Source organism: Pseudomonas entomophila (assembly GCF_029193575.1).
In the GTDB taxonomy this organism is placed as follows: Bacteria; Pseudomonadota; Gammaproteobacteria; order Pseudomonadales; family Pseudomonadaceae; genus Aquipseudomonas; species Aquipseudomonas entomophila_G.
On sequence record NZ_JARGCS010000016.1, the window covers coordinates 50,939 to 73,380 of the forward strand.

General features: G+C 65.0%; 18 protein-coding genes. 11 read left to right on the forward strand and 7 right to left on the reverse strand.

What is annotated here, in order from left to right; all coding sequences use genetic code 11:
• Positions 1-386: 386 nt before the first annotated feature.
• The 3 genes from P0Y43_RS08680 to P0Y43_RS08690 all read right to left on the reverse strand — a co-directional run bounded on the left by P0Y43_RS08680 (position 387) and on the right by P0Y43_RS08690 (position 6,150).
• Entirely contained in the window at positions 387-3,197 is a 2,811-nt protein-coding gene (locus P0Y43_RS08680) for an FAD-binding and (Fe-S)-binding domain-containing protein (RefSeq protein WP_275636893.1), read from the reverse strand.
• Between the two features lie 73 nt (positions 3,198-3,270).
• Positions 3,271-4,416 carry an FMN-dependent L-lactate dehydrogenase LldD gene (gene lldD / locus P0Y43_RS08685; RefSeq protein ID WP_275636894.1) on the reverse strand — a complete coding sequence of 382 codons (1,146 nt, stop codon included), beginning with the start codon at positions 4,414-4,416 and terminating at the stop codon, positions 3,271-3,273.
• A 63-nt stretch (positions 4,417-4,479) separates the two neighbouring features.
• Positions 4,480-6,150 carry a lactate permease LctP family transporter gene (locus P0Y43_RS08690; protein ID WP_275636895.1) on the reverse strand — a complete coding sequence of 557 codons (1,671 nt, stop codon included), beginning with the start codon at positions 6,148-6,150 and terminating at the stop codon, positions 4,480-4,482.
• Between the two features lie 252 nt (positions 6,151-6,402).
• Between P0Y43_RS08690 and P0Y43_RS08695 the strand changes: the two genes are divergently transcribed.
• On the forward strand, positions 6,403-7,170 hold the full coding sequence (locus tag P0Y43_RS08695) for an FCD domain-containing protein (RefSeq protein ID WP_275636896.1): 768 nt from the start codon (positions 6,403-6,405) through the stop codon (positions 7,168-7,170).
• A gap of 123 nt (positions 7,171-7,293) precedes the next feature.
• Here P0Y43_RS08695 and smpB read toward each other — a convergent pair whose 3' ends face one another.
• The gene (smpB, locus tag P0Y43_RS08700) at positions 7,294-7,776 is read right to left on the reverse strand and encodes an SsrA-binding protein SmpB (protein ID WP_275636897.1); all 483 of its coding nucleotides are present in this window, start codon (positions 7,774-7,776) and stop codon (positions 7,294-7,296) included.
• Positions 7,777-7,936: 160 nt separating this feature from the next.
• Here smpB and P0Y43_RS08705 point away from each other — a divergent pair, with 160 nt between their 5' ends.
• The gene (locus P0Y43_RS08705; protein ID WP_275636898.1) at positions 7,937-8,371 is read left to right on the forward strand and encodes a type II toxin-antitoxin system RatA family toxin; all 435 of its coding nucleotides are present in this window, start codon (positions 7,937-7,939) and stop codon (positions 8,369-8,371) included.
• Positions 8,372-8,623: 252 nt separating this feature from the next.
• Here the strand turns inward: P0Y43_RS08705 and P0Y43_RS08710 are convergent, their stop codons facing one another.
• On the reverse strand, positions 8,624-9,154 hold the full coding sequence (locus tag P0Y43_RS08710; RefSeq protein ID WP_275636899.1) for an outer membrane protein assembly factor BamE: 531 nt from the start codon (positions 9,152-9,154) through the stop codon (positions 8,624-8,626).
• A gap of 97 nt (positions 9,155-9,251) precedes the next feature.
• Between P0Y43_RS08710 and fur the strand changes: the two genes are divergently transcribed.
• Positions 9,252-9,656 carry a ferric iron uptake transcriptional regulator gene (fur, locus tag P0Y43_RS08715; protein WP_275636900.1) on the forward strand — a complete coding sequence of 135 codons (405 nt, stop codon included), beginning with the start codon at positions 9,252-9,254 and terminating at the stop codon, positions 9,654-9,656.
• A 174-nt stretch (positions 9,657-9,830) separates the two neighbouring features.
• Here fur and recN read toward each other — a convergent pair whose 3' ends face one another.
• Positions 9,831-11,504, reverse strand: a complete 1,674-nt coding sequence (gene recN, locus P0Y43_RS08720; protein WP_275636901.1) for a DNA repair protein RecN — start codon at positions 11,502-11,504, stop codon at positions 9,831-9,833.
• Between the two features lie 181 nt (positions 11,505-11,685).
• Between recN and grpE the strand changes: the two genes are divergently transcribed.
• From grpE to P0Y43_RS08760, 8 genes are all read left to right on the forward strand, one after another.
• On the forward strand, positions 11,686-12,240 hold the full coding sequence (gene grpE / locus P0Y43_RS08725; RefSeq protein ID WP_275636902.1) for a nucleotide exchange factor GrpE: 555 nt from the start codon (positions 11,686-11,688) through the stop codon (positions 12,238-12,240).
• A 101-nt stretch (positions 12,241-12,341) separates the two neighbouring features.
• Positions 12,342-14,264, forward strand: a complete 1,923-nt coding sequence (gene dnaK / locus P0Y43_RS08730) for a molecular chaperone DnaK (RefSeq protein ID WP_275636903.1) — start codon at positions 12,342-12,344, stop codon at positions 14,262-14,264.
• Between the two features lie 202 nt (positions 14,265-14,466).
• Complete coding sequence (gene dnaJ, locus P0Y43_RS08735) at positions 14,467-15,591, forward strand: molecular chaperone DnaJ (RefSeq protein ID WP_275636904.1); 1,125 nt, start codon at positions 14,467-14,469, stop codon at positions 15,589-15,591.
• Between the two features lie 13 nt (positions 15,592-15,604).
• Complete coding sequence (dapB, locus tag P0Y43_RS08740) at positions 15,605-16,411, forward strand: 4-hydroxy-tetrahydrodipicolinate reductase (RefSeq protein WP_275636905.1); 807 nt, start codon at positions 15,605-15,607, stop codon at positions 16,409-16,411.
• 320 nt (positions 16,412-16,731) lie between these two features.
• Entirely contained in the window at positions 16,732-17,868 is a 1,137-nt protein-coding gene (carA, locus tag P0Y43_RS08745; RefSeq protein ID WP_275636906.1) for a glutamine-hydrolyzing carbamoyl-phosphate synthase small subunit, read from the forward strand.
• A gap of 103 nt (positions 17,869-17,971) precedes the next feature.
• Positions 17,972-21,193, forward strand: coding sequence for a carbamoyl-phosphate synthase large subunit (gene carB / locus P0Y43_RS08750; RefSeq protein ID WP_275636907.1), 3,222 nt, complete (start codon positions 17,972-17,974; stop codon positions 21,191-21,193).
• Positions 21,190-21,672, forward strand: coding sequence for a transcription elongation factor GreA (greA, locus tag P0Y43_RS08755; RefSeq protein ID WP_275636908.1), 483 nt, complete (start codon positions 21,190-21,192; stop codon positions 21,670-21,672). Before carB ends, greA begins: the two co-directional genes overlap by 4 nt.
• Positions 21,650-22,099, forward strand: a complete 450-nt coding sequence (locus P0Y43_RS08760) for an MFS transporter (protein ID WP_275636909.1) — start codon at positions 21,650-21,652, stop codon at positions 22,097-22,099. The genes greA and P0Y43_RS08760 overlap by 23 nt, the downstream gene beginning before the upstream one ends.
• 12 nt (positions 22,100-22,111) lie before the next feature.
• Here the strand turns inward: P0Y43_RS08760 and P0Y43_RS08765 are convergent, their stop codons facing one another.
• Positions 22,112-22,420 carry a YhbY family RNA-binding protein gene (locus tag P0Y43_RS08765; RefSeq protein ID WP_275636910.1) on the reverse strand — a complete coding sequence of 103 codons (309 nt, stop codon included), beginning with the start codon at positions 22,418-22,420 and terminating at the stop codon, positions 22,112-22,114.
• Between the last annotated feature and the right edge of the window lie 22 nt (positions 22,421-22,442).

The following is a 22,442-nucleotide window of genomic DNA, read 5'->3' on the forward strand; positions in this document are numbered from 1 at the left end:
TCCTTCTCACGGGATTAGGGTGGCAGCCGTGTGCGGGGTGAGAAACCGGTAAACATGGGAAAACCCGGCCAGACCGAAGCCTGCCCGCGCACGGCCGCCATAGAGGGCTGCCAACATGTTTACAGGGTTCTCACACCCTGATCGCCAATCGTGGCGACCCTGGGACGTTATTCCCGGGGTGCTTTTTCCACAACGGAGAAAGGTCGGCAGTGGGCGTAGGATAGATCCCAAATCGGGCGGACCTGAAGCATTTGGTCTCAGGTTGGGAAATGTCTGACGGAAGATGGGAGGTAGTTATGCGGGCGCAATCGCGGGGCAAGCCCGCTTCTACAGGGACCGCGCGCCGTTCATGAGAGCGGCGGGGTAGCTGTGGGGCGGGCTCGTGTTCAGGCGCTGCGGGCGCGTGTTACGCGGTCTACCAGGTACACCAAGCCGTGGTAGTCGATGCCGCTGTGGCTCGACAAGCCGATCTCACAGGTGCGGCTGGTGGAAATGCCTTCGCTGCAATACTGCACCGCACCCTTCAGGCTGCGCAGCGAATGGGCATTCAGCTCCGGCGTGGTGAAGCCCTTGTCGCCCGCGAAGCCACAGCAATGGATGCCCTCGGGCACCACCACCTGCTTGCTGCAACGCCGCGCCAGGTCGATCAGCGCCTGGCTCTCGCCCAGGTGCTGGGTGCTGCACGTGACGTGCACGGCCACGGGCTCGTCCTGCGGGGTGAACTCCAGTTTGTCGACCAGGTGGGTGCGGATGAAACGCACCGGGTCGTACAGGTCCAGGCGGGTTTCGGCCAGGTCCTGCACCAGGCGCAGGGTGCACGGGCTGGTGTCGCAGTAGATCGGGTCGAGGCCGCCGCGGCTGGCGTGCAGCAGGGCGGCGATCAGTTCCTGGCGCTTGTGCTCGGCCTGCTCGGCATAGCCTTTGGAGGCGAACGGCTGGCCGCAGCAGAGGCTGTCGGCGTTGCCGGGGAACACCACCTGGTAGCCGGCTTTCTCCAGCAGCGCGCGGGTCTTTTCCATGAGTGAACTCTGCTCGCGGTCGGCGTAGGCCGGGCCCATCACCCGTGAGACGCAGGCGGCCATGTACACCACGCGGGGGCGGGCGTCGTTGCTGGCGGGGCCGAAGTCGATGGCCTTGAGCGGCTGCGGCATGGCCGGTGTCCACTGCGGCAGGCGGCCGTTGCTGGCTTTGTTCAGGCTGCCGCTCAGGCGGCCCAGGCGCGGGGCGCCGAGCAGCTTGCGGGCGCCGTTGGCGACGGCGAGGGTCAGGCGCGCGCCGCGCAGGGCCGCGTGGAAGTGCTCGGCCAGCCAGTCGGCGGTGCGGGTGTGGTCGGCGGCCTCGCCGCGCAGCTTCTTCACCAGCTCGCCGGTGTTGATGCCGACCGGGCAACGCTGGGCGCACAGGCCGGTGGCGGCGCAGGTGTCGAGGCCCTGGTACTGGTAGCTGCGCAGCAGCTCGCGGGTGTCTTCGCCGGCGCGGCGCTTGGCCTGGATGTCGCGCCACATGACGATGCGCTGGCGGGGGCTGAGGGTCAGGCCCTTGGACGGGCACACCGGTTCGCAGAAGCCGCACTCGATGCACTTGTCGACGATTTCGTCGGCGGCGGGCAGCGGCTTGAGGTGCTTCAGGTGGATGTCGGGGTCTTCGCTCAGCACCACGTCGGGGTTGAGGATGCCGTTCGGGTCGAGCAGGCGCTTGAGCGCCCACATCAGCTGGTAGGCGTCGTGGCCCCACTCCAGTTCCACGAACGGCGCCATGTTGCGCCCGGTGCCGTGCTCGGCCTTGAGCGAGCCGCCGAACTCCACCGCCACCAACTGCGCGACGTCGTCCATGAAGGCCTGGTAACGCGCCACTTCCGCAGCGCTGTTGAAGCCTTGGGTGAAGACGAAGTGCAGGTTGCCTTCCAGCGCGTGGCCGAAAATGATCGCCTCGTCGTAGCGGTGCTTGTCGAACAGTTGCAGCAGGCGGTTGACGCCCTCGGCCAGCAGTTCGACCGGGAAGGTGACGTCCTCGATGATCACCGTGGTGCCGGTCTGGCGCACGGCGCCGACGGCGGGAAAGGTGTCCTTGCGGATTTTCCACAGCAGGTTGTACACCGCCGGGTCTTCGCTGAAGTCGACCTGTTGCTCCAGCGGGAAGTCGGCGATCGACGCCATGATCAGCCCCAACTGCTCGTGCAGCAGGCCCTGGCTGGCGGCGCGGGATTCGATCAGCAGCGCGCAGGCATTGGCCGACAGGCCCTTGACCCATGCCGGCATACCGGGCTTTTCCTGCACCGAGCGCAGGCTGCGGCGGTCCAGCAGCTCGACCGCCGACACCGGTTGGCGCTTGAGCACGGTCACCGCCTTGCAGCAGCTTTCCACGCTGGGGAACACCAGCAGCGCGCTGGCCTTGTGCGGGTGGTCGGGCACGGTGTCGTAGGTCACTGCGCTGATGAAGCCGAGGGTGCCTTCGGAACCGACCAGCAGGTGCTGGAGGATGTCGAGTGGTTGGTCGTAGTCCACCAGCGCATTGAGCGACAGGCCGGTGGTGTTCTTCAGTCGGTACTTGTGCCGGATGCGGTCGGCCAGTTCGGTGTTGGCGCGGGTCTCGCGGCCCAGGCGGGCGAGTGCGTCGAGCAGGCTGGCGTGGCTGTGCTGGAAGGCGGCGACGCTGGCCGGGTCTTCGCTGTCGAGGCGGGTGCCGTCGGCCAGCACCAGGCGCAGGCCGGCGAGGGTGTGGTAGGTGTTCTGCGCGGTGCCGCAGCACATGCCGCTGGCGTTGTTGGCGACGATGCCGCCGATCTTGCAGGCGTTGATCGAGGCGGGGTCTGGGCCGATCTTGCGCCCGTAGGGGGCCAGCCAGGCGTTGGCCTGGGCGCCGATCACGCCGGGTTGCAGGCGGATCTGCTCGCCCTGGCCGCGGATCTCGCGGCCGTTCCAGCTGTCGCCGAGGACGATCAGCACCGAATCGCTGATGGCCTGGCCGGAGAGGCTGGTGCCGGCGGCGCGGAAGGTCACTGGCACGCGCTCGCGCTGGGCCAGGCGCAGCAGGCCGACCACTTCGTCTTCGGACTCCACGCGCACCACCAGCTGGGGAATCAGCCGGTAGAAACTGGCGTCGGTGCCGAAGGCCAGGGTCGAGGTCGGGTCGTCGAAACGGCGCTCGGCGGGGATCAGGCGCTCGACATCACGCAGGAACGCAGCGGGCAGGGTCATGCAGTCTCCTCGGGGGCCGTCGCGTCTCGCGCGCGATCGGCCCCGGGCTATCAGGCGGTATTTCGTGCGGGCGTCAGGCGCCCAGTTCGCGGACCAACGAGTCGCGGGTGATCTCGCTGATCGACTTGGCGCCGGTCAGCACCATGGCCACGCGCATTTCCTTCTCGAACAACTCCAGCAGGTTCTTCACCCCGGCCTCGCCGTGGGTGGCCAGGGCGTAGAGGAAGGCGCGGCCGATCAGCACGCTGTCGGCGCCGAGGGCGATCATGCGCACCACGTCGAGGCCGCTGCGGATGCCGGAGTCGGCGAGGATTTTCAGCTCGCCTTTCACCGCGTCGGCGATCGCCGGCAGGGCGCGGGCGCTGGACAGCACGCCGTCGAGCTGGCGGCCGCCGTGGTTGGAGACGACGATGCCGTCGGCGCCGAACTTCACCGCGTCGCGGGCGTCATCGGCGTCGAGGATGCCCTTGATGATCATCGGGCCGTCCCAGAAGTCGCGGATCCACTCCAGGTCTTTCCACGAGATCGACGGGTCGAAGTTGGCGCCCAGCCAGCCGATGTAGTCGGCCAGGCCCGTGGGGTTGCCGCGGTATTTGGAGATGTTGCCCAGGTCGTGCGGGCGGCCCATCACGCCGACGTCCCAGGCCCATTGTGGGCGGGTCATGGCTTGCAGCACGCGGCGCAGCGGGCCGTTGGCGCCGCTCATGCCGGCGTGCGCGTCGCGGTAGCGGGCGCCGGGCACGGGCATGTCGACGGTGAACACCAGGGTCTTGACCCCGGCGGCCTTGGCCCGCTCCAGGGCGTTGCGCATGAAGCCGCGGTCCTTGAGCACGTACAGCTGGAACCACATGGGCCGGTCGATGGCCGGGGCCACTTCCTCGATCGGGCACACCGAGACCGTGGACAGGGTGAAGGGAATGCCGTGCGCCGCCGCCGCGCGGGCCGCCTGCACTTCGCCACGGCGGGCGTACATGCCGGTCAGGCCGACCGGGGCCAGGGCCACGGGCATGCTCAGGGTCTCGCCGAACAGCTCGGTCTTGAGGCTGAGCTCGGCCATGTTCTTCAGCACGCGCTGGCGCAGGGCGATGCCGGCCAGGTCCGAGACGTTGTGGCGCAGGGTGTGCTCGGCGTAGGCGCCGCCGTCGGCGTAGTGGAAGAGGAAGGGGGGCAGCTTGCGCTGGGCCGCGGCGCGATAGTCGGTGGAGGCGGAAATGATCATGGGTGCTCGCTGCGTGGGTTGAGGGTTGTGCCGGGCGCTTCGGTGCGCCCGGCCCCTTTCACTTTAGTGATGAACCAGCATACCGGTCAGCCAGTAGGCCTGGACCAGGGTGATCAGGCCGACGATGGTGGCGAAGAACAGGCTGTGCTTCACGGTGAAGCGGAACAGGTCCGATTCCTTGCCGACCAGGCCGGTGGCGGCGCAGGCCACGGCGATGGACTGCGGCGAGATCATCTTGCCGGTCACGCCGCCGCTGGTGTTGGCCGCCACCAGCAGGGTGTCGTTGACGCCGATCTGGTGCGCGGTAGTGGCCTGCAGCGAACCGAACAGGGCGTTGGACGAGGTGTCGGAGCCGGTCAGGAACACGCCCAGCCAGCCGAGGAACGGCGAGAAGAACGGGAACGCCGCGCCGGTGCCGGCCAGCACCAGGGCCATGGTCGAGGACATGCCGGAGAAGTTGGTGACGAAGGCGAAGGCCAGCACCATGCCGATCGACAGGATTGGCCAGCGCAGCTCCCAGAAGGTCTCCTTGAAAGTGGTAAGACCAGTTTTGAAGTTGATCTTCAAGACCCACATGGAGATCAGCGCGGAGATGAAGATCGCGGTGCCGGTGGCGGAGATCGGGTCGAGCTTGAACACCGCCGGGATCGCGGTCGGGGTGGCGACGATGGGCGCGGTCTTCATCACCAGTTGGTCCAGGTGCGGGATGGCGAAGTTGAAGACGAAGCTGTACATCGCGCCGCCCGGGGCGAACATCGCCTTGAAGGGCTTGAGGGTCCAGATCGTCACCAGCACGGTGAGGACCAGGAACGGCGACCAGGCCTTGAAGATCTCGCCCAGGCTGTAGGGCGAGGGCTGGCTGCCGCCACGGCCGACCACGGCGGCGCCGACGCTGCCCTTGGCTTCGGTGAACGCGCGCTTGGGCTGCCAGACTTTCAGGAACAGGGTCAGGGCGACCAGGCTGGCCAGGGCCGAGGTGATGTCCGGCAGCTCTGGGCCGATGAAGTTGGAGGTGAAGTACTGGGTCACGGCGAAGCTCAGGCCGGCCACCAGCGCGGCGGGCCAGGTTTCCTTCACGCCGCGCACGCCGTCCATCATGAACACCAGCCAGAACGGCACGAACAGCGACAGCAGTGGCAGCTGGCGGCCAGTCATGGCGCCGATGTGGAAGGCGTCGATGCCGGTCACCTGGCCAGCGACGATGATCGGGATGCCCAGGGCGCCGAAGGCCACCGGCGCGGTGTTGGCGATCAGGCACAGGCCGGCGGCGTACAGCGGGTTGAAGCCCAGGCCCACGAGCAGCGCGGCGGTGATCGCCACGGGTGCGCCGAAGCCGGCGGCGCCTTCGAGGAACGCGCCGAAGCAGAACCCGATCAGCAGCACTTGCAGGCGCTGGTCGTCGGTGATCGACAGCACCGAGCTGCGGATCACTTCGAACTGGCCGCTCTTGACCGTGAGTTTGTAGAGGAACACCGCGGCGACGATGATCCAGGCAATCGGCCACAAGCCGTAGAGGAAGCCGTAGCCGGCGGCGGCGAAGGCCATGTCGACAGGCATCTGGAAGGCGAAGATCGCCACCAGGATCGACAAGGCCAGGGTGATGCTGCCGGCGACGTGGCCCTTGAGGCGGAACACGGCGAGGGCGAGGAAGAAGAACACGATGGGGATGACCGCCGCCAGCGCGGACAGGCCGAGACTACCGAGCGGTGTGTAGAGTTGTTGCCAGGTTTGCATATGGGGTGACCCCTAATTGTTGTTGGTCAGCACTGGCATTGGATAATTGGTAATACCAATTTACAATGGCTGGTCGCTAGGTTAAAAGCCCCGTCGTGGGTGTGTCAATTTGTCCCGAGGCAAACTTTGGTCGGATGCCGATGAGCGGGTGGCTGTGGTGCGTTGAAAAACGCGGGCTGATGGGTGTCTGCGTGACGCGGATGCGCCAAACTAGACGCCCCGGATTCGCCCGGGGTTCGTGGAGAGCATGTGATGGTTTTTGATCAGGTCCGCCAACGGCGCCTGTCCGACGATATCGTCGACCGGTTGGAAGGGATGATTCTCGAAGGCACGCTGACGTCCGGGCAGCGCCTGCCGGCCGAGCGTGCGCTGGCCGAGCAGTTCGGCGTGTCCCGACCGTCGTTGCGCGAGGCGATCCAGAAGCTGGTGGCCAAGGGGTTGCTGGTCAGCCGCCAAGGCGGGGGCAATTACGTGGCCGAGGCGCTGGGGTCGACCTTCAGCGACCCGCTGCTGCAGCTGCTCGAGCGCAATGCCGATGCCCAGCGCGACCTGCTGGAGTTTCGCCACACCCTGGAGGCGTCATGCGCCTACTACGCCGCCCAGCGCGCCACCGGCCCGGACCGTGAGCGGCTGAAGTCGGCGTTCGATGCGCTGCAGGACTGCTACACCCGGGTCGATGAAGTGAGCCGGGCGGAGGAGGGCGCGGCCGATGCGCGCTTCCACCTGGCGATTGCCGAGGCCAGTCACAATGCCGTGCTGTTGCACACCATCCGTGGCTTGTTCGACCTGCTCAAGCGCAACGTGGTGACCAATATCGGCGGCATGTACCAGCAACGCACGGAGACCCGCGACATGCTGATCAGCCAGCACCGCGAGTTGTACGAGGCGATTGTCGAGGGGCGCGCGGACGATGCGCGGGAGGTGTCGAGCCGGCACATCCTGTATGTGCAGGAAGTGCTGGAAGAAGCGCAGCAGCAGGCTCAGCGGGAAGCACGGGCAGAGCGGCGCAACGGCCGCTGACGCCGCCGCCCTCTGTAGGGGCTGGCTTGCCCCGCGATAGGGCCATCCGGGGCAATGACGTTGCCCGGTCTGACGCCATCGCGGGGCAAGCCCGCGCCTACAAGGGGTGCGTAACGGCTGGGATTACTCGTCCTTGCCTTTATTGCGCACCGCGCGCTGGATCTCGCGGTTGGAATCGCGCTCGCGCTGGGTGTCGCGCTTGTCGAATTCCTTCTTGCCCTTGCCCAGTGCGATCTCGCACTTGATCAGGTGCTTGCTCCAGTACAGCGCCAGGGCCACACAGGTGTAGCCCTTCTGCGCCACGGCCGCTTCCACGCGCTCGAGCTCGCGCTTGTTCAGCAGCAGCTTGCGGGTGCGGGTGGGGTCGGCGATGACGTGGGTGCTGGCGGTGGTCAGCGGGGTGATGTGGCTGCCGAACAGCCAGGCTTCACCGTCCTTGAGCAGCACGTAGCTGTCGGTGAGGTGCGCCTTGCCGGCTCGCAGGCTCTTTACTTCCCAGCCGGACAGGACCAGCCCGGCCTCGAACTTGTGTTCGATGAAGTAATCGTGTCGCGCCTTCTTGTTCTGCGCGATGGTCCCGGTCGGATGTTTCTTTTGTTTAGCCATAGGGGCGGCATTATAGGCAGTCGCCACGTCCTCGGCTACGGGGTTTCGGTGCGCTTGAGCCTGTAGGATGAATCCCGGACAATGCAGGCCGTGTTCCGTTGAACGGAACCGTTCCGAAGCGTCGAGAGGCGCTGCCGCCCCGTTTGGAAGTGACGCCTGGATGACTACCCATATTCAACGTTCCGCCCTGCTGCCGTACCCCGCCCAGGCGCTCTACGATCTGGTCAACGATGTGGCCAGCTACCCGAAGTTCCTGCCCTGGTGCTCGGCGTCGACGGTGATCGAGGCCAGCGACACGCACATGCGCGCGAAGCTGGAGGTGGCCAAGGGCGGCATGAGCCAGCAGTTCGTCACGCGCAACGTGCTGGTGCCGGGGCAGTCGATCGAGATGAACCTCGAAGAGGGGCCGTTCACCCAGCTGCATGGCGTGTGGGTGTTCAAGGCGCTGGGCGAGAAGGCCTGCAAGATCAGCCTGGACCTGTCGTTCGACTACGCCGGGCCGATCGTGCGTGCGACCCTCGGGCCGCTGTTCAACCAGGCGGCCAACACCCTGGTCGATGCCTTCTGCCAGCGTGCCAAGCAGCTCAATGGCTGAGGCGCTCCTGCCCGAGCGCCAGTAGCTGCTGGCGTGCGAAGTGCCGGTTGGGGTTTCGGTGCGCCGCCCCTTGCTGGCTGACCCCAAGGAAGCGCGCAAGCAGAGAGCTGCAAAGGCCAGGGCCGCACGCCAGGCGTGAGAGCGACGCGGCTCCCCTGTAGGAGTGGGCTCGCCCCGAGATGGTCGTGCCACGCCTCCAGCGCCCAACAAAAAGCCCGGACCATGGTCCGGGCTTTTTCATAGCCATCGCCCTTACTGCGGCGAGGTGTCCAGCGGTGCCGGGGTCGGTACCGGCGTGGTCTCGATGGTGTCGATCTCCCGCTGGATCGAGTCTTCCAGCGAGCCGGGCTTGGCCGGTTTCTCCGGTTGTTGCTGCGGCTGGTTCGGCTGGGTGGCCGGGCTGACCGTGGTGTCGCCGCTGCCGCCGAGGATTTCCTGGTCCTTGCTGACGCCTGGCATGAAGTCGCCCGACAGGCTGACCAGTTGGTCGCTGTCGTTGAAGATCACGCTCATGCGCTCCTGCTGGCGTTTGCCGCCACCGGGTTGCAGGCTGTAGAGGTAGTCCCAGCGATTGGTGTTGAAGGTATCCTGCAACAGAGGGTTACCCATGATAAACCTTACTTGCCGTCGGGTCATTCCGGGGCGCAATTGGTCTATCATGTCTTGCGTAACGACATTGCCCTGCTGGATGTCGATTTTGTAAACCCCGGGAAACGAGCAACCGGCGAGTGCGAGCAGTCCCACGAGGGTGAGGCTGGTTAGCAAGAGCTTGGTGTTTTGCATCGGTGGGCGACTTCCACTATCTTGGCTGGACAACGTAAACCCCGATCATACCCGTATTAAGAGAAGCTGCGAAGCAGCATCGGCGAGAAAGCTGACCATGGTTGAAAATAGCGAATTGCGCAAAGCCGGTCTCAAGGTGACCCTGCCTCGAGTCAAGATCCTACAGATGCTCGACTCCACCGAGCAGCGTCACATGAGCGCCGAGGATGTCTACAAGGCGCTGATGGAGGCTGGCGAGGATGTCGGTCTGGCGACCGTCTACCGCGTGCTGACCCAGTTCGAGGCGGCGGGTCTGGTGGTTCGCCACAACTTCGATGGCGGTCACGCGGTATTCGAGCTGGCGGACGGTGGCCACCACGACCATATGGTCAACGTGGACACCAGTGAAGTGATCGAATTCATGGACGCGGAAATCGAGCGTCGTCAGCGTGAGATCGTGGCCGAGCATGGCTACGAGCTCGTGGACCATAACCTGGTCCTGTATGTGCGTAAGAAAAAGTAACGATTTCGATCGTTAAGACAGCAAAGGCGACCTTCGGGTCGCCTTTGTGCTTTCTGGCTGATCGCTGCCTTTGTAAGGGGCTCGCCCTGTGATGACGTCCGGCAGGGCAACGGAGGCGCCTGGTCGGGCGTCATTGCGGGCAACCCCGCTCAGGGGGAGATGTGGTCTTTGGGGTCAGGCTTTGCCTGTTACGACCATTTTGCGCGCATGGGCCAGGGACTCCTTGGTCAGGTCGATCCCGCCCAGCATCCGTGCCACTTCCTCGACGCGCTCGCGTTTGCCCAGGCTGGCCACGGCAGTGTGGGTGGTGTCGCTGTTGCGCACCTTGTGCACGAACAGGTGATGGTGCCCTTGCGCCGCCACCTGCGGCAGGTGCGTCACGGTCAGCACCTGGCCGCGCTCGCCCAGGCGGCGCAGTAGCTGGCCGACGATCTCCGCGGTAGGGCCGCCGATGCCGACGTCGACTTCGTCGAACACCAGGGTTGGAATGCGTGAGGTTTGCGCGGTGATCACCTGGATGGCCAGGCTGATGCGCGACAGCTCGCCCCCCGACGCCACCTTGGCCAGCCCCTTGAGCGGCTGGCCGGGGTTGGCGCTGACCAGCAGCTCGACCTGTTCCAGGCCGTGGGGTGACAGCTCGCCGCCCTCGTTGGGCGACAGCTCGATGCAGAAGCGCCCGCCGGGCATGCCCAGGCGTTGGATCTCTTGCTCCACCGCCACTGCCAACTGTGCGGCGGCTTGCTGGCGCAGGGCGCTGAGCTCACTGGCCCTCTCTTTATAGTGCTGTGCGTAGGCGGCCAGTTCCTCGCCCAGGCGCTCGATGGATTCGTCGCTGGCGTTGAGCCCTTCGAGCTCTTCCATCAGGCGCTGTTGCAGAAACGGCAGCTCGGTGGGGTGCACGCGGTGCTTGCGCGCCAGGGTATAGATGGTGTCGAGGCGTTCCTCCAGGGTTTGCAAGCGCAGGGGGTCGGCATCGAAATGGTCGAGGAAGCGGTTGAGTTCGCCCACGGCCTCTTCGACCTGGATCTGCGCGCTGGCGATCAGGTTCACCGCCTCGCCCAGCGCCTTGGGTGCGTTGTGCACGGCGGTGAGGCGGTTGAGGCTGGCGGTGAGGGCGCTGAGCACGTTGCCCGAGTCGCTCTCGCTGCAATGGTCGATGACCTGGCGGCAGATGCCGAATAGCGCCTCGGCATTGGTCAGGTTCTTGTGCTCCTGCTCCAGTTGCTCCAGCTCGTTCTCGCCCAGGCCCAGGTTGTCCAGCTCTTCGAGTTGGTAGCTGAGCAGTTGGTGGCGCGCGCGTTGCTCGTCGCCGGAGTTGGACAGGCGCTCCAGCTCCTGGCGGGTCTGGCGCCAGCGCTGGGCGGCCAGTTGCACCTGGCGGGCCAGGTCGATGGCGCCGGCGTATTCATCCACCAGGCGGCGGTGGGTGTCGGTCTTGAGCAGCGACTGGTGTTCGTGCTGGCTGTGGATATCGATCAGCAGTTCACCCAGCGCCTTGAGGTCGCCCAGCGGGCAGGGCGTGCCGTTGATATAGCCACGGCTGCGCCCCTCGGCGGTGATCACCCGGCGCAGGATGCACGGGCCGTCGGTTTCCAGGTCGCGTTCGGCGAGCCAGGTGCGGGCCTCGGGGATGTCCACCAGGTCGAAGGTGGCGAGCAGGTCGGCCTTGTCCGCACCGGGGCGCACCACGCCGCTGTCGGCGCGGTCGCCCAGGGCCAGGCCCAGGGCGTCGAGCATGATCGACTTGCCGGCGCCGGTTTCGCCGGTGATCACCGACATGCCGCGGGCGAGCTCGAGGTCGAGGTGTTCGACGATGGCGTAGTTGTGGATGGACAGGTGCACCAGCATGAGGGCCGCTCCCGAGGGGTGATGTCTGGTTATTTATACAGTACTTTTTTCCGGGCTGCCAAGCCCGCCTGGCGGTCACTGAAAACGGCCTTGGCCCTTGAAGCTGGTTTTTCCGACCCCATATACCGGGCAAACAAGGCGGGCGTGGCCCGTACACCAGAAATTGCGGAGGAGAAACCCGATGGCTGACGAACAGCTGGATGAAAAAAACCTTAACGCCGAAGAAGCCGGTTCCGAGGACCTCGGTGCCCGCGTCCAGGTGCTCGAGGAGCAGCTGGCCGCCGCCAAGGACCAATCCCTGCGTGCCGCGGCGGACCTGCAGAACGTGCGCCGCCGCGCCGAGCAGGACGTCGAGAAGGCCCACAAGTTCGCCCTGGAGAAGTTCGCCGGCGACCTGCTGCCGGTGATCGACAGCCTGGAGCGCGGCCTGGAGCTGTCCAGCGCCGACGACGAGAACATCAAGCCGATGCGTGAAGGCATCGAGCTGACCCTGAAGATGTTCCAGGACACCCTCAAGCGCTACAACCTCGAAGCCGTCGACCCGCATGGCGAACCCTTCAACGCCGAGCACCACCAGGCCATGGCCATGCAGGAAAGCGCCGAGGTCGAGCCGAACAGCGTGCTCAAGGTGTTCCAGAAGGGCTACCTGCTCAATGGCCGCCTGCTGCGCCCCGCCATGGTGGTGGTCAGCCGCGCGCCGGCAGCCGCCCAGCCATCGATCGATGAGAAGGCTTGAAATCCACTGGGGCATCCCCATCTAGGTGTCAAGCCTTCAAGTATTACCGCAGTTGGCCAAAGTAGTCGCTGCCACCAAATTCAAGTTTCGGGAGAGTTAACATGGGCAAAATCATCGGTATCGACCTGGGGACCACCAACTCGTGCGTCTCCATTCTGGAAAACGGTAACGTCAAGGTCATCGAGAACGCCGAAGGCGCGCGTACCACCCCTTCGATCGTGGCCTACGCCAACGATGGCGAAATCCTGGTTGGCCAATCGGCCAAGCGCCAGGCCGTCACCAACCCGCACAACACCCTGTTCGCCGTGAAGCGCCTGATCGGCCGCCGCTTCGAAGAAGACGTCGTGCAGAAAGACATCAAGCTGGTGCCTTACAAGATCGTCAAGGCCAGCAACGGTGACGCTTGGGTGCAAGCCAGCGGCAAAGACATGGCGCCGCCGCAGATCAGCGCCGAAGTCCTGAAGAAAATGAAGAAGACCGCCGAAGACTACCTCGGCGAGCCGGTCACCGAAGCGGTCATCACCGTTCCGGCCTACTTCAACGACAGCCAGCGCCAGGCCACCAAGGATGCCGGTCGCATCGCCGGCCTGGACGTAAAACGCATCATCAACGAGCCGACCGCCGCTGCGCTGGCCTACGGCATGGACAAGGCCAAGGGCGACCACACCGTCATCGTCTACGACCTGGGTGGCGGTACCTTCGACGTCTCGGTCATCGAAATCGCCGAAGTCGACGGTGAGCACCAGTTCGAAGTACTGGCCACCAACGGCGACACCTTCCTGGGTGGCGAAGACTTCGACATGCGCCTGATCGACTACCTCGTCGACGAGTTCAAGAAAGAGTCCGGCATGGACCTGAAGAACGATCCCCTGGCCCTGCAGCGTCTGAAAGAAGCCGCCGAAAAAGCCAAGATCGAGCTGTCCTCGGCCCAGTCGACCGACGTCAACCTGCCGTACATCACCGCAGACGCGACCGGTCCGAAGCACCTGAACGTGAAGATCTCCCGCGCCAAGCTGGAGTCGCTGGTCGAAGACCTGGTCACCCGTACCATCGAGCCTTGCCGCATCGCGCTGAAAGACGCCGGCATCGACGCCAGCAAGATCGACGACGTGATCCTGGTCGGTGGCCAGACCCGTATGCCGCTGGTGCAGAAAGCCGTTGCCGATTTCTTCGGCAAGGAAGCGCGCAAGGACGTCAACCCGGATGAAGCGGTCGCCATGGGTGCCGCCATCCAGGGCGCGGTCCTGGCCGGTGACGTGAAGGACGTGCTGCTGCTGGACGTCAGCCCGCTGACCCTGGGTATCGAAACCATGGGTGGCGTGATGACCGCGCTGATCGAGAAGAACACCACCATCCCGACCAAGAAGTCGCAGGTGTTCTCGACCGCCGACGACAACCAGGGCGCCGTGACCATCCACGTGCTGCAAGGCGAGCGCAAGCAGGCCTCGCAGAACAAGTCGCTGGGCAAGTTCGACCTGGCCGACATTCCGCCAGCTCCACGTGGCGTGCCGCAGATCGAAGTGACCTTCGACATCGACGCCAACGGCATCCTGCACGTTGGCGCGAAGGACAAGGCCACCGGCAAGGCCCAGTCGATCGTGATCAAGGCCAACTCCGGCCTGTCCGACGAGGAAGTCGAGCGCATGGTGCGTGACGCCGAGGCCAACGCCGAGGAAGACCGCAAGTTCGAAGAGCTGGCTGCCGCCCGTAACCAGGGTGACGCGCTGGTCCACTCGACCCGCAAGATGGTCGTCGACGCTGGCGACAAGGCCACCGCTGAGGAAAAGGCGGCCATCGAGGCGGCCGTGGTTGCCCTGGAAGCTGCCCTGAAGGGCGACGACAAGGCGGCCATCGACGCCAAGGTCGAGGAGCTGTCCAAGGTTTCCGCGCCGGTTGCCCAGAAGATGTACGCCGAGCAGCCACAGCAGCCACAGGGCGGCGCCCAGCAGCAGGCCGAGCCGGAAGCCAAGCACGATGACGTGGTTGACGCCGAGTTCGAGGAAGTGAAAGACAACAAGCAGTAATCTCTGCACGTTGTCGGTCGGTTCACCGTCTTTTGCCGGTGAACTGCTAGGATGTCGCCGCGCGGGGGCTTGCTCCCGCGTTGGCGTGTCTGGAACACGGGAATTATTTCCAGCATCTGTCAGGGCGCATTGCGTGTGTTGGCGGCAGGTGCTGATGGCACGGCGCACAGATGCCGAACGCCCTCAAGAGTGCAAATGACCTATGGCAAAGCGTGATTTTTATGAGGTCCTGGGTGTCGAGCGTGGCGCCAGCGAAGGTGACCTCAAGAAGGCCTATCGCCGCCTGGCGATGAAATTCCACCCCGACCGCAACCCGGGCGACAAGGAATCGGAAGAGAAATTCAAGGAGGCCAACGAGGCCTATGAAGTACTCTCCGACGCCAGCAAGCGCGCGGCCTACGACCAGTATGGCCACGCCGGTGTCGACCCGAGCATGGGCGGCGGCGGTGCCGGCTTCGGCGGCGCCAACTTCTCCGATATCTTCGGCGATGTCTTCAGCGACTTCTTTGGTGGCGGCCGTGGCGGCTCGCGCGGCGGTGCCCAGCGCGGCAGCGACCTGCGCTACACCCTGGAGCTGAACCTGGAAGAAGCGGTGCGCGGCACCACGGTCAACATCCGTGTGCCGACGCTGGTCAACTGCAAGCCGTGCGACGGCAGCGGCGCGAAGAAGGGCTCGACCCCGTCGACGTGCCCGACCTGCGGCGGCATCGGCCAGGTGCGCATGCAGCAGGGCTTCTTCTCGGTGCAGCAGACCTGCCCGCGCTGCCATGGCCAAGGCAAGATCATCACCGACCCGTGCACCGCCTGCCATGGCGAGGGCCGTGTCGAGGAATACAAGACCCTGTCGGTCAAGGTGCCGGCGGGTGTCGATACTGGCGACCGCATCCGCCTTTCCGGCGAAGGCGAGGCCGGTGCCCATGGTGGCCCGACCGGTGACCTGTACGTGGTCATCAGTGTGCGCGAGCACTCGATCTTCCAGCGTGACGGCAAGCACCTGTACTGCGAAGTGCCGATCAGCTACACCGACGCCGCCCTGGGTGGCGAGCTGGAAGTGCCGACCCTTGACGGTCGGGTCAAGCTGAAGATCCCCGAAGGCACCCAGACCGGCAAGCAATTCCGCCTGCGTGGCAAGGGCGTGGCCCCGGTGCGCGGTGGCGCGGCTGGCGACCTGCTGTGCCGTGTGGCGGTGGAAACCCCGGTCAACCTCAGCCGCCGCCAGCGCGAGCTGCTCGAAGAGCTGCGTGACTCGCTCGAAGGCGACAGCTCCCATTCGCCCAAGGCCAGTGGCTGGTTCGAGGGTGTGAAGCGCTTCTTCGGCGATCTCTGACAAGGAACAGGCTATGCGACGTATTGCGGTAGTGGGCGCGGCAGGGCGGATGGGCAAGACCCTCGTCGAGGCTGTGCAACAGCAGGCGCCCCAGGCGGGCCTGACGGCGGCGATCGACCGCCCGGACAGCACCCTGGTCGGTGCCGATGCCGGTGAGCTGGCGGCCTTGGGCCGGATCGGCGTGCCGCTGTCGGGCGACCTGGCCAAGGTGGTCGACGAGTTCGACGTGCTGATCGACTTCACCCACCCCTCGGTGACCCTGAAGAACCTGGCGTTCTGCCGCAAGGCGGGCAAGGCCATGGTCATCGGCACCACTGGCTTCACGGCCGAAGAGAAAGCGCTGCTGGCCGAGGCGGGCAAGGAGATTCCGATCGTCTTCGCCGCCAACTTCAGCGTTGGCGTGAACCTGTGCCTGAAGCTGCTGGATACTGCGGCACGGGTGCTGGGCGATGAAGTCGACATCGAGATCATCGAGGCGCACCACCGGCACAAGGTCGATGCGCCGTCGGGTACGGCGCTGCGCATGGGCGAAGTGGTTGCCCAGGCGCTGGGGCGTGACCTGCAGGAAGTGGCTGTCTATGGTCGCGAGGGCCAGACCGGCGCCCGTGATCGCCAGACCATCGGTTTCGCCACCGTGCGCGCCGGTGACGTGGTGGGCGACCACACGGTGCTGTTCGCCGCCGAGGGCGAGCGCGTCGAGATCACCCACAAGGCCTCCAGCCGCATGACCTTCGCCAAGGGCGCGGTGCGCGCGGCGCTGTGGCTGGATGGGCGCGAGCCTGGGCTGTACGACATGCAGGATGTGCTGGAGCTGCGTTGAGGTTCGGCGTTGCGGCGGCATCATCGCGGGCAAGCCCGCTCCTGCAGGGTTGTGCGGTGTGCTCTGTAGAGGCGGGTTTGCCCCGCGGTGGCATTGGTGAGGACGCTGCAACGGCTGACCTGTCGCAATCCCATGTTTTAGAGGCACATATGCGGTAGACCGAAACCGCACTTTTCTGTAAACTACAGCTTTAGTGTATCCACTAAAAGCGCGCAGAGAATTGAATTCAGCACATAAAAGCGGGGTGACGTGTCCAAACGTCATTCCGCTTTTTTGCAACCTGCGATCGCCCCTTCATGCGTCATTTACGGGAGGTCTTCTTGACAAAGCCAGCCATACTCGCCCTTGCTGATGGCAGCATTTTTCGCGGTGAGGCCATTGGGGCCGACGGGCAAACCGTTGGTGAGGTGGTGTTCAACACCGCTATGACCGGCTACCAGGAAATCCTTACAGACCCTTCCTACGCCCAGCAAATCGTCACCCTGACTTACCCGCACATCGGCAATACCGGCACCACCGCCGAAGACGCCGAGTCCGATCGCGTATGGTCTGCAGGCCTGGTGATCCGTGACCTGCCGCTGCTGGCCAGCAACTGGCGTAACACCCAGTCCCTGCCGGACTACCTCAAGGCCAACAACGTCGTGGCCATCGCCGGTATCGACACCCGCCGCCTGACTCGCATCCTGCGTGAGAAAGGCGCGCAGAACGGCTGCATCCTGGCCGGCGACGACATCAGCGAAGAAGCCGCCATCGCCGCTGCTCGCGCCTTCCCGGGCCTGAAGGGCATGGACCTGGCCAAGGAAGTCACCACCCAAGAGCGCTACGAGTGGCGCTCCAGCGTGTGGGAACTGAAGACCGACAGCCACCCGACCCTCGAGGCGTCCGAGCTGCCGTACCACGTGGTCGCCTACGACTACGGCGTCAAGCTGAACATCCTGCGCATGCTGGTCGCCCGTGGCTGCCGCCTGACCGTCGTGCCGGCCCAGACCCCGGCCAGCGAAGTCCTGGCGCTCAACCCCGATGGCGTGTTCCTGTCCAACGGCCCTGGCGACCCCGAGCCGTGCGACTACGCGATCCAGGCGATCAAGGACATCCTCGAGACCGAGACCCCGGTCTTCGGCATCTGCCTCGGCCACCAGTTGCTGGCCCTGGCCTCCGGCGCCAAGACCGTGAAGATGGGCCACGGCCACCACGGTGCCAACCACCCGGTCCAGGACCTGGACACCGGCGTGGTCATGATCACCAGCCAGAACCACGGTTTCGCCGTCGACGAAGCCACCCTGCCGGGCAACGTGCGCGCCATCCACAAGTCGCTGTTCGACGGTACCCTGCAGGGCATCGAGCGCACCGACAAGAGCGCGTTCAGCTTCCAGGGCCACCCTGAAGCGAGCCCGGGCCCGACCGACGTCGCGCCCCTGTTCGATCGTTTCATCGATGCCATGGCCAAGCGCCGCTGAGCATCCTGCATCACGGCCCCGGACCGGCCCGCGCCGCGTCCGGAAGCGCCTGACCCAGATTGTTCAAGCGGCTTGCCGACTGACCCGGATTTGAGTGACAACCATGCCAAAACGTACAGACATCAAAAGCATCCTGATTCTTGGCGCCGGCCCGATCGTGATCGGCCAGGCCTGCGAATTCGACTACTCCGGCGCCCAGGCTTGCAAGGCCCTGCGCGAGGAAGGCTTCCGCGTCATCCTGGTGAACTCCAACCCCGCCACCATCATGACCGACCCGGCCATGGCCGACGCCACCTACATCGAGCCGATCAAGTGGCAGTCGGTGGCCAAGATCATCGAGAAAGAGCGTCCTGACGCACTGCTGCCGACCATGGGTGGCCAAACCGCCCTGAACTGCGCCCTGGACCTGGAGCGCCACGGCGTCCTGGAAAAGTTCGGCGTGGAGATGATCGGCGCCAACGCCGACACCATCGACAAGGCTGAAGACCGCTCGCGCTTCGACAAGGCGATGAAGGACATCGGCCTGGAGTGCCCGCGCTCCGGTATCGCGCACAGCATGGAAGAAGCCAACGCCGTACTCGAGCGCCTGGGCTTCCCGTGCATCATCCGTCCGTCCTTCACCATGGGCGGCACCGGTGGCGGTATCGCCTACAACCGTGAAGAGTTCGAAGAAATCTGCGCCCGCGGCCTGGACCTGTCGCCGACCAAGGAGCTGCTGATCGACGAATCGCTGATCGGCTGGAAGGAATACGAGATGGAGGTGGTCCGCGACAAGAAGGACAACTGCATCATCGTCTGTTCCATCGAGAACTTCGACCCGATGGGCGTGCACACCGGCGACTCGATCACCGTCGCTCCGGCGCAGACCCTGACCGACAAGGAATACCAGATCATGCGCAACGCCTCGCTGGCGGTGCTGCGTGAAATCGGCGTCGAAACCGGCGGTTCCAACGTGCAGTTCGGTATCTGTCCGGACACTGGCCGCATGGTCGTCATCGAGATGAACCCGCGCGTTTCGCGTTCGTCCGCCCTGGCCTCGAAGGCCACCGGCTTCCCGATCGCCAAGATCGCCGCCAAGCTGGCCGTCGGCTACACCCTCGATGAACTGCAGAACGACATCACCGGCGGTCGCACCCCGGCGTCCTTCGAACCGTCGATCGACTACGTCGTCACCAAGCTGCCACGCTTCGCCTTCGAGAAGTTCCCGAAAGCCGACGCCCGCCTGACCACCCAGATGAAGTCCGTGGGTGAAGTCATGGCCATCGGCCGCACCTTCCAAGAGTCCCTGCAGAAAGCCCTGCGTGGCTTGGAAGTCGGCGCCTGCGGCCTCGACCCGAAAGTCGACCTGGCCAGCCCGGAAACCGCGAGCATCCTCAAGCGCGAGCTGACCGTGCCGGGCGCCGAGCGTATCTGGTACGTGGCCGATGCCTTCCGTGCCGGCATGACCCGTGATGAAATCTTCGCCCTGACCAGCATCGACCACTGGTTCCTGGTGCAGATCGAAGACCTGATCAAGGAAGAAGAGAAGGTCAAGACCCTGGCCCTGTCCTCGATCGACAAGGAGCAGATGCTGCGCCTCAAGCGCAAGGGGTTCTCGGACCAGCGCCTGGCCAAGCTGCTCGGCATCACCGACAAGAACCTGCGCCGTCACCGCCACAAGCTGGAGGTGTTCCCGGTGTACAAGCGCGTCGACACCTGCGCCGCCGAGTTCGCCACCGACACCGCCTACCTGTACTCCACCTACGAGGAAGAGTGCGAGGCCAACCCGTCGACCCGCGACAAGATCATGATCCTCGGCGGTGGCCCGAACCGTATCGGCCAAGGCATCGAGTTCGACTACTGCTGCGTGCATGCGGCGCTGGCCCTGCGTGACGACGGTTACGAGACCATCATGGTCAACTGCAACCCGGAAACCGTCTCCACCGACTACGACACCTCCGACCGCCTTTACTTCGAGCCGCTGACCCTGGAAGACGTGCTGGAAGTCTGCCGCGTTGAGAAGCCGAAGGGCGTGATCGTCCACTACGGCGGCCAGACCCCGCTGAAACTGGCCCGTGCCCTGGAAGAAGCCGGCGTGCCGATCATCGGCACCAGCCCTGACGCCATCGACCGCGCCGAAGACCGCGAGCGCTTCCAGCAGATGGTTCAGCGCCTGAACCTGCGCCAGCCGCCGAACGCCACCGTGCGCAGCGAAGACGAAGCCATCCGTGCCGCTGGCGACATCGGCTACCCGCTGGTGGTGCGCCCGTCCTACGTGCTGGGCGGCCGCGCGATGGAAATCGTCTACGAGCTGGACGAGCTCAAGCGCTACCTGCGTGAAGCGGTGCAAGTGTCCAACGACAGCCCGGTGCTGCTCGACCACTTCCTCAACTGCGCCATCGAGATGGACGTCGACGCGGTCTGCGACGGCACCGACGTGGTGATCGGGGCGATCATGCAGCACATCGAGCAGGCCGGCGTTCACTCCGGTGACTCGGCGTGCTCGCTGCCGCCGTACTCGCTGAGCAAGGAAGTCCAGGACGACGTCCGCGACCAGGTGCGCAAGATGGCCCTGGAGCTGGGCGTGGTCGGCCTGATGAACGTGCAGCTGGCCCTGCAGGGCGACAAGATCTACGTGATCGAAGTCAACCCGCGCGCCTCGCGTACCGTGCCGTTCGTCTCCAAGTGCATCGGCACCTCGCTGGCGATGATCGCGGCCCGTGTCATGGCTGGCAAAACCCTGAAAGAGCTAGGCTTCACCCAGGAAATCATCCCGAACTTCTACAGCGTCAAGGAAGCCGTCTTCCCGTTCGCCAAGTTCCCGGGGGTTGACCCGATCCTCGGCCCTGAGATGAAATCCACCGGTGAAGTCATGGGTGTCGGCGACACCTTCGGCGAAGCCTTCGCCAAGGCCCAGATGGGCGCCAGCGAAGTGCTGCCGAGCGGCGGCACCGCGTTCATCAGCGTGCGTGACGACGACAAGCCGCAAGTGGCTGGCGTTGCCCGCGACCTGATTGCCCTGGGCTTCGAAGTGGTTGCTACTGCCGGTACCGCCAAGGTTATCGAGGCGGCCGGCCTGAAAGTGCGCCGTGTGAACAAGGTGACCGAAGGTCGTCCGCACGTGGTCGACATGATCAAGAACGACGAAGTGTCGCTGATCATCAACACCACCGAAGGCCGTCAGTCGATCGCCGATTCCTACTCGATTCGTCGCAATGCGCTGCAGCACAAGATCTACTGCACGACCACCATTGCGGCGGGTGAAGCCATCTGCGAGGCGCTGAAATTCGGTCCCGAGAAGACCGTTCGTCGCCTGCAGGATCTGCATGCAGGACTCAAAGCATGAGCATTACCAAGTACCCGATGACCGTCCAGGGCGCTCGCGCCCTGGAAGAGGAGCACCTGTTCCTGAGCAAGACCGAGCGCCCGCGCCTGAGCCAGGCGATCGGTGAGGCCCGTGAGCTGGGTGACCTCAAGGAGAACGCCGAGTACCATGCCGCCCGTGAGGAGCAGGGTATGGTCGAGGCGCGTATCCGCGATATCGAAGGCCGCCTGCAAAACTCGGTGGTGATCGACGTCACCACCATCGCCCACACCGGCAAGGTGATCTTCGGCACCACCGTCGACCTGGAAAACACCGAGACCGGCGAGCAGGTGAGCTACCAGATCGTTGGCGAGGACGAGGCGGACATCAAGAAGGGCAAGCTCTCGGCGGGCGCGCCGATTGCCCGTGCCATCATCGGCAAGGAAGAAGGTGATACGGTGGTCGTCAAGACGCCAAGCGGCACGGTCGAGTACGAGATTGTCGAAGTCAAGCACATCTGACCGGCGCCTGCGGGCGCCATCCCTGGAGGGGATCCTCTGGCAGCTGGCCCAGGTCTTCTGGGTCGGCGGCCTGTGGGTGTTCCACGTGGGTTTGGTGCCGGCGCTCAAGGTCAGCGGGCTGGCGCCCTTGCTGGTGCAGGACATCGCGGCGCAGATCGACCGCTGGTTGATCGGCGTGGCGTTGCTTGGCTTGTTGACCCAGCTGGCAGTGCTGGCGAGGGTGGACGGCCTGGCGGCCTGGTGGCGGCAATTCCGGGGCCAGATGCTGTTGCTCGGCTTCGGCGCCTGTGTCAGCTATTACACGCTGCGCTATGGGATCTCCGTTGGCGAGCGTTGGCAGATGTTCTGCTTCCTGGTGCTGGGCTTCTCCGGCATCGTGCTGGTGGCCCAGCCGGTCCCGGTCAGGGCGCGCAAGCCGCGCCACTGACCGGAGCCACCGTCACTTGTAGCGGTGAACGTTCGACAGCTGCTTGTTCGGCTGCGGGTTCTTGCGGTAGATCAGCGCTTTCTTGCCGATGGTCTGTACCAGTTCGGCGCGGCCGAGCTTGCACAGTTCGGCGATGGCGGCAGCACGCTCCTCGCGGTCTTCGGAGCGGATCTCGACCTTGATCAGTTCGTGATCGGCCAGTGCGCGCTCCAGCTCGGCGGCGACGCCTTCACTCAAACCGTTGCCGGCAACGATCAGGACCGGCTTCAGGTCATGACCAATCGATTTGTACTGTTTCTTCTGCTCGTTATTGAGCGGCATAATCTGACCCTTTTCGTCTGAT